This window comes from Clostridium tarantellae, assembly GCF_009295725.1.
Lineage (GTDB): Bacteria > Bacillota > Clostridia > Clostridiales > Clostridiaceae > Sarcina > Sarcina tarantellae.
Map to the genome: position 1 here is coordinate 1 of NZ_WHJC01000202.1, position 6034 is coordinate 6034.

The 6034-nt window shown below is 23.4% G+C and carries 6 protein-coding genes and 1 tRNA gene; all 7 read right to left on the minus strand.

Annotation, left to right across the window (positions count from 1 at the left end):
- Positions 1-12 precede the first annotated feature (12 nt).
- The gene (locus GBZ86_RS11390; protein WP_152890768.1) at positions 13-948 is read right to left on the minus strand and encodes a tetratricopeptide repeat protein; all 936 of its coding nucleotides are present in this window, start codon (positions 946-948) and stop codon (positions 13-15) included.
- Positions 949-1152: 204 nt separating this feature from the next.
- Entirely contained in the window at positions 1153-1740 is a 588-nt protein-coding gene (locus GBZ86_RS11395) for a hypothetical protein (RefSeq protein WP_152890770.1), read from the minus strand.
- A 192-nt stretch (positions 1741-1932) separates the two neighbouring features.
- Positions 1933-2017 (minus strand) — tRNA-Leu (locus tag GBZ86_RS11400).
- Positions 2018-2072: 55 nt separating this feature from the next.
- A complete protein-coding gene (locus GBZ86_RS11405) occupies positions 2073-3191 on the minus strand; it encodes a glycosyl hydrolase family 8 (RefSeq protein ID WP_152890772.1) in 1119 nt (372 codons plus the stop codon).
- 16 nt (positions 3192-3207) lie between these two features.
- Positions 3208-3768: a lytic transglycosylase domain-containing protein gene (locus tag GBZ86_RS11410; RefSeq protein WP_152890774.1), complete on the minus strand. Its 561-nt coding sequence runs from the start codon at positions 3766-3768 to the stop codon at positions 3208-3210.
- A gap of 10 nt (positions 3769-3778) precedes the next feature.
- Positions 3779-4378, minus strand: a complete 600-nt coding sequence (gene coaE, locus GBZ86_RS11415) for a dephospho-CoA kinase (RefSeq protein ID WP_152890776.1) — start codon at positions 4376-4378, stop codon at positions 3779-3781.
- Between the two features lie 13 nt (positions 4379-4391).
- On the minus strand, positions 4392-6034 hold a 1643-nt coding region (gene polA, locus GBZ86_RS11420), incomplete at its 5' end, for a DNA polymerase I (RefSeq protein ID WP_152890778.1).

The window sequence follows — 6034 nt, forward strand, 5'->3', positions numbered from 1 at the left end:
ATATTAATCCTTTTATTGATTAATACCCCTTAAATTTTTCAAAAAATTCTTAAATTTTTCTGTCTCTCTTACAAGCATAAGATCTGAATCATCTTTCAAATATTCAATAAAATTAGGATAAAAAGTTACAGCTTGAATCAAATCGTCTACAGCTTCATTTAAACACCCTAGTCTTGAATTAAAACAACTTCTATTATAATATAAAAAATGATTTTGTGGATTATATTTTATTCCTAATGAAAGTATATTTTTAGCTTTATCTAAATTTCCTTCTTTTTTATATATTACAGCTAAATTTAAAAAAGTATATGCATACCCTACATTAGCTTTAATAGCTTTTTCATAATAAATTTTAGCTTTATCTTTTATATTTAATTTATTAAGTATTACTCCCATATTAAATAATGCCATGTAATGATTAGGTTCTAATTCTAAAGCTTTTGAAAACATTCTATAAGATCTATTTACATTATTTACCTCTTCGTATATGGATCCTAAATTTATATAAGCCCAAAAATCATTTGGACAAATTTCTATAACTTTTTTATAATAATAACTAGCTTCTTTTTTTTTCCCTAATATATCTAAAGCATTAGCTAAAAAAAATATAGCCCTATCATATACAGGATTAATTTCTATTGCCTTTTTATAGTATTCTATAGCTTTTTTATATTCTTCTAGTTCGTCATATATAACGGCTAATCCATAATAAGCTCTTACTTCATACTTATTTATATTTAATACTTCTTCATATTTTTCTTTAGCTTTTTTACTTTCTCCTAATTCATCCCAAATTAAAGCTATATTTATAATTAAATCTATATCTTTTTCGTCTTCTAATAACTCATCTGCTTTTAAATAATAATTTAAAGCTTTAATTAATTTTCCTTCATCATGAGCTTTATCACCACTTAAAATATAATTTTTAACTATAGTATCTCTCTTCATAGACTAACCTACTTTTCCTAAAATAAATTAAAATAGGAGATTACATAATCCCCCATTTTAAAGTTATTATATATTAGTTTTTTATTCTTTTCAATAACTAATATATAATATCATTAATTACACTTTCTTGTAATATTTCATTTTTATCATTTTAAATTTTTCTTACACAATATTTTTTAAAATAAAAATAAAATTCCACAAAAATTATTTTATATCAAATTTTATATAATTTTCTATCTTATATTTCCAATAAGTAAATCTTCTAAAATCTCTTTTTTTTATATATCCAAGAAATAATTCTAAGCTATCTCTTTTATAAATTCCTTTCATTAATTGTCTTGGATAAGGAACATACTTTTCAAAATTTTTTTTAGGATCAATTATTTTAACAGATAAATTAGATTGAACAAAAATATCTTTACATCTTAAATCTAACCTTGAAAATCCTAATTTTTCAAAATTCAATATCATGTAATATAATTCTTCACTTAATTTTTCATTAATTTGTTGCTTTTCTAAATATTTATCTAGCCTCACTCCACCCACAAATTCTCTTACTATATATCCTAAATTATATTCATATATTTTTGGAAAAAATCTAGATTTTCTGGATTTCTTTAGTATGTAACTTTCATCTTTCCACACTTCTACCTTTTTAAAAAACTTTATAACTTTTTTATTATCTAAAATAAATACAATTCCATTATGTCCTTCTCCTAAATATTTTGCATTTCTAAGCTTTTTTTCTAAAGCTGAAGATAAATTTGCACTATAATCAAAATTTTTACTCATATTATTTCCTTATATATTGTTTTACATTATTATATTCCTTCAATATTTATGTTATGACTGAAACTATTTTTCTATAAAAAATCTGCTTGTCAGGCTATCTTTATTCTTTAATAAAATTTACTCACAGATTTTTAATAATTATAATTTTCTAAATAAAAGCAAAAGACTTCTATTTAATAAAATAGAAGTCCTTGGTGCAGGTAATGGGACTTGAACCCATACGAATAAAATCCACTACCCCCTCAAGATAGCGTGTCTGCCATTCCACCACACCTGCATATAATATCCATATAGATATTATATCATACAAACTTATTAAAAGCCACATTACTTTACTTTTTTTGGAAAGCTAATAAGGCATTTAAATTATCAAAAGAATATACATCTAATGTATCTTTATTACCAAAAGAACCATATAGTTCACTACTTTTATCTTTAATTTGATACTGTTCCAATCTCTTAATTGATTTTTCAAATAATTTTTGATTTTCAGTTGCCTTTGCTATTAAAGCTGTTAAAGCATATATTGAAGGTGATTCAATTTTTGATGCTTCTTCACCAGTTTTTTTATCATAAGCACTCACTAAATAACCATAATAATAAAATTTATCTTCAATCCATTTTATAGCTTTATTTTGTTCTTGCCCGCATTCAATTCTATTTAAAATAACAATTAATGATAATAATAAATCTATATTCTCTTCTTTATCATATTCATTTTTCTTAAATGAATATGTCTTTTTATATAGTGGTACATTATCTGATATTATACCTTCATTAAGAATTTTCATCGAATTATTATATATTTTATTCCAATCACCATTTATTGATGATAATATCTTCATTGTATATAAATCTAAATAACATAGAGTTATATTAAAACTTTTTCCTTCTGGACTAACATAATCTATTAAATTATTATTATAAACAGCATTTTTCAATAACGCTTTTGAAATATTTATAGCAGAAACCTTATATTTAAAATCTCCCCATCTATCATAAGCAAATATAAGTGATTTTGCTATACGTAGTTCATCTATAGTTGCTGATACATCTGATTTTACTCCGTCTTCTATTCTCCAACTTATTAAACCATTATCTAATTTCATATTATTTTTTATAATTCTATAATGATCCTCAAACAACTTTTTATCACCACTATTAACTGCATACAACATAATTAATCCTTCTGATTCTGAAAGAATGGAATGTCCTTTAGTAATATCACCCTCTGATTTAAATTTCAAATAATTAGTATATATTCCTTCATTTTTTCTCATTAAAGATTTATTAATAAAATCATAAACTAATTTTTCAGAATAGTTTTTCTTCTTAATTTCCCAAATTATAGGCAAATTTAATTTTTTAAAGTAAGGAAATATATTTAATACTCCAAATATTAAAATTAATATTACTATAAAAGACAAAGCTATTATAAATTTTTTCTTCATGTAGCTTAGTACTCCCCTAAAACAATTTGTTATTTTTATATAAATACTTATATACATTATAATAAGTATTTACTTTTTTTACATATTTATCAGTTTCTTTAAATGGTATATAATTTAAATTTTCTCCATCTTTAGAATATGTCTTATCCTTCAACCATTTTTCTACATTACCTCTACCAGCATTATATGCTGCTATTACTAAATCCCAGTCTCCAAACTGCTCATAAAGATTATTTAAATACCATGTACCAAATTTTATGCTAACTTCTGGCTCTAACAATAACTTTGTATCAAAATCAATTATTCCCTGATTTTCTGCAATCCAACTTCCAGTAGATTTAGTTATTTGCATAAGTCCCATAGCATCTTTTCTTGATTGTGCATTTGCATTAAAATTACTTTCTGCTTTAATAACAGATAAAACAAATAATGGATCTAAATTATATTGCTTACTATATTTTTTCACATATAATTCATAATTTATAGGAAACACAACCTCTTTTAATGTAATAGTAGCACCATATAAAATCATGTATATAGCCATAATAATAATTATTACCCTAGCAAAAAACTTCATAATCTAACCTCTATTTATATAAATTCAATAAATCTATTAAATCTAAAATTTGTTCTTTTGTCTTCATTATATTTCCACTATTATCTATAATAAAATTTGCATATTCCTTTTTTTTATCTAAACTTAATTGAGCATTTATTCTATTTATAGCTTCATTTTGTGTTAATTTATCTCTAAATTTAATTCTTTGAATTTGAGAATTTTCATCAACCCAAACTAATACAATCATATCCATTTTTTCATGAAAATTATTTTCAATTAGAGTAGCTCCATCTAAAACAACTAAAACTTCTCCTTCTTTTTCCAATTCTTCAAAATTTGAAATAATATCTTTTTTAATATAAGGTATAATTATTTCTTCGTATTTTTTACGCTCTCGTGGAAATCTAAATATATGATTTCCAAATTCTCTTCTTCTAAATTCACCTCTCCAATCAAAAAAATTATCTCCAAACTCAGCTCTTACTTTTAAAAGTATTTCAGGATATTTAGCTAATACCTCTTTTGCTATAATATCAGCATCTATTATTTTAAATCCTGCTTCTTTAAGCATTAATGATATGGTACTTTTGCCAGAGCAGATTCCTCCAGTAAGTCCTATTTTAATCATATATACCCCTCCTTTATTTAGTATCGTACCAAGTTGATCCAATATTAATATGCACCTCTAAAGGAACGTTTATATTTACTACATTTTCCATTTCTTCTTTTAATAATTGCTTTACCTCTTCTAATTCCTCTTTTATAACATTTAAAATTAATTCATCATGCACTTGAAGAATTATTTTACTTTTCAACCCTTTTTCTTTTAACTTACTATAAACATTAACCATAGAAAGCTTTATTATATCTGCTGCACTTCCTTGTATTGGAGCATTCATAGCTAATCTTTCTCCTAATGCCTTTACTATTTTATTAGATGAATTTATTTCAGGTATAAATCTTCTTCTATTAAACATAGTAGATACAAATCCTTTAGTTTTAGCCTCATCTATAACACTACTTATATATTCTTTTATTTTAGGATATCTTTCAAAATAAATATCCATATATTCCTTAGCTTCTTTTTTAGTTATTTTTAAATCTTGAGATAAACTAAAATCGCTTATTCCATATACAATACCAAAATTAACTGCTTTAGCTCTACTTCTCATTAAAGAAGTTACATCATCTAAAGATACCTTAAACACTTCTGAAGCTGTTTTAGTGTGTATATCTGAATGATGCTTAAATGCATCTATCATATTTTTATCATCAGCTATATAAGCTAAAACTCTTAATTCTATTTGAGAATAATCTGCTGATATTAGCATATCACCATTTTTTCTTGGAATAAATACTTTTCTAATTTCTCTCCCCATATCATATTTTACAGGAATATTTTGAAGATTAGGTTCTGTTGAAGATAATCTTCCTGTAGTAGTAACAGTCTGATTAAAAGATGAATGTATACACCCATCTTTATCAATTACTGCTTTTAGACCTTCTACATAAGTTGAATATATCTTAGTTAATTGTCTATAATAAATTATTTTTTCTATAATTTCATGTTTATTCATTAACTTCTCTAAAACTTCTGCATTAGTTGAATATCCAGTTTTTGTCTTTTTAATCACAGGTAAATCTAATTTTTCAAATAAAATTTTACCTAATTGCTTTGGAGAATTTATATTAAACTCCTCATCCGCTAAAATGAAAATCTCTTTTTGCGTTTTATCAATATTGTTTTTAAATTTAATTGCTAATTCTTCTAGCATATCTTTATTAACTTTAAATCCTAAAGCTTCCATAGATGACAATACTGTTGTTAAAGGTAATTCTATTTTATACATTAATTCTTCCATGTTCTCATCTTTAATTTTTTCTTTTAATATATCTTTTAACTTATCTATATACAAAATAGCAATCTTAAATTTATTTTCCTCTGTTGCTTTTGGATATTCATTTAAATATTCATTTATCAAAGTTATTATATTATAATCTCCCTTAGATGAATCTAAAAGATATGCAGCAATTTCTGTATCAAACAAAATTCCTTTGAAATTTATTCCTATTTTTCTTAAAGCAGTTATAGCATTTTTCACATTATGACAATTCTTTTTTATATTTTCATCTTCAAAAAAATTTATTAATTTTTTTCTACATTCATCACATTTTAATATATCATTTAAATTTATAATATAGTTCTTTTCATTGCTTTTTATAAATATATTTTCTATTTCTATAGTAGAATATTTTTCTGAATTTTTTATATCAAATATCATAC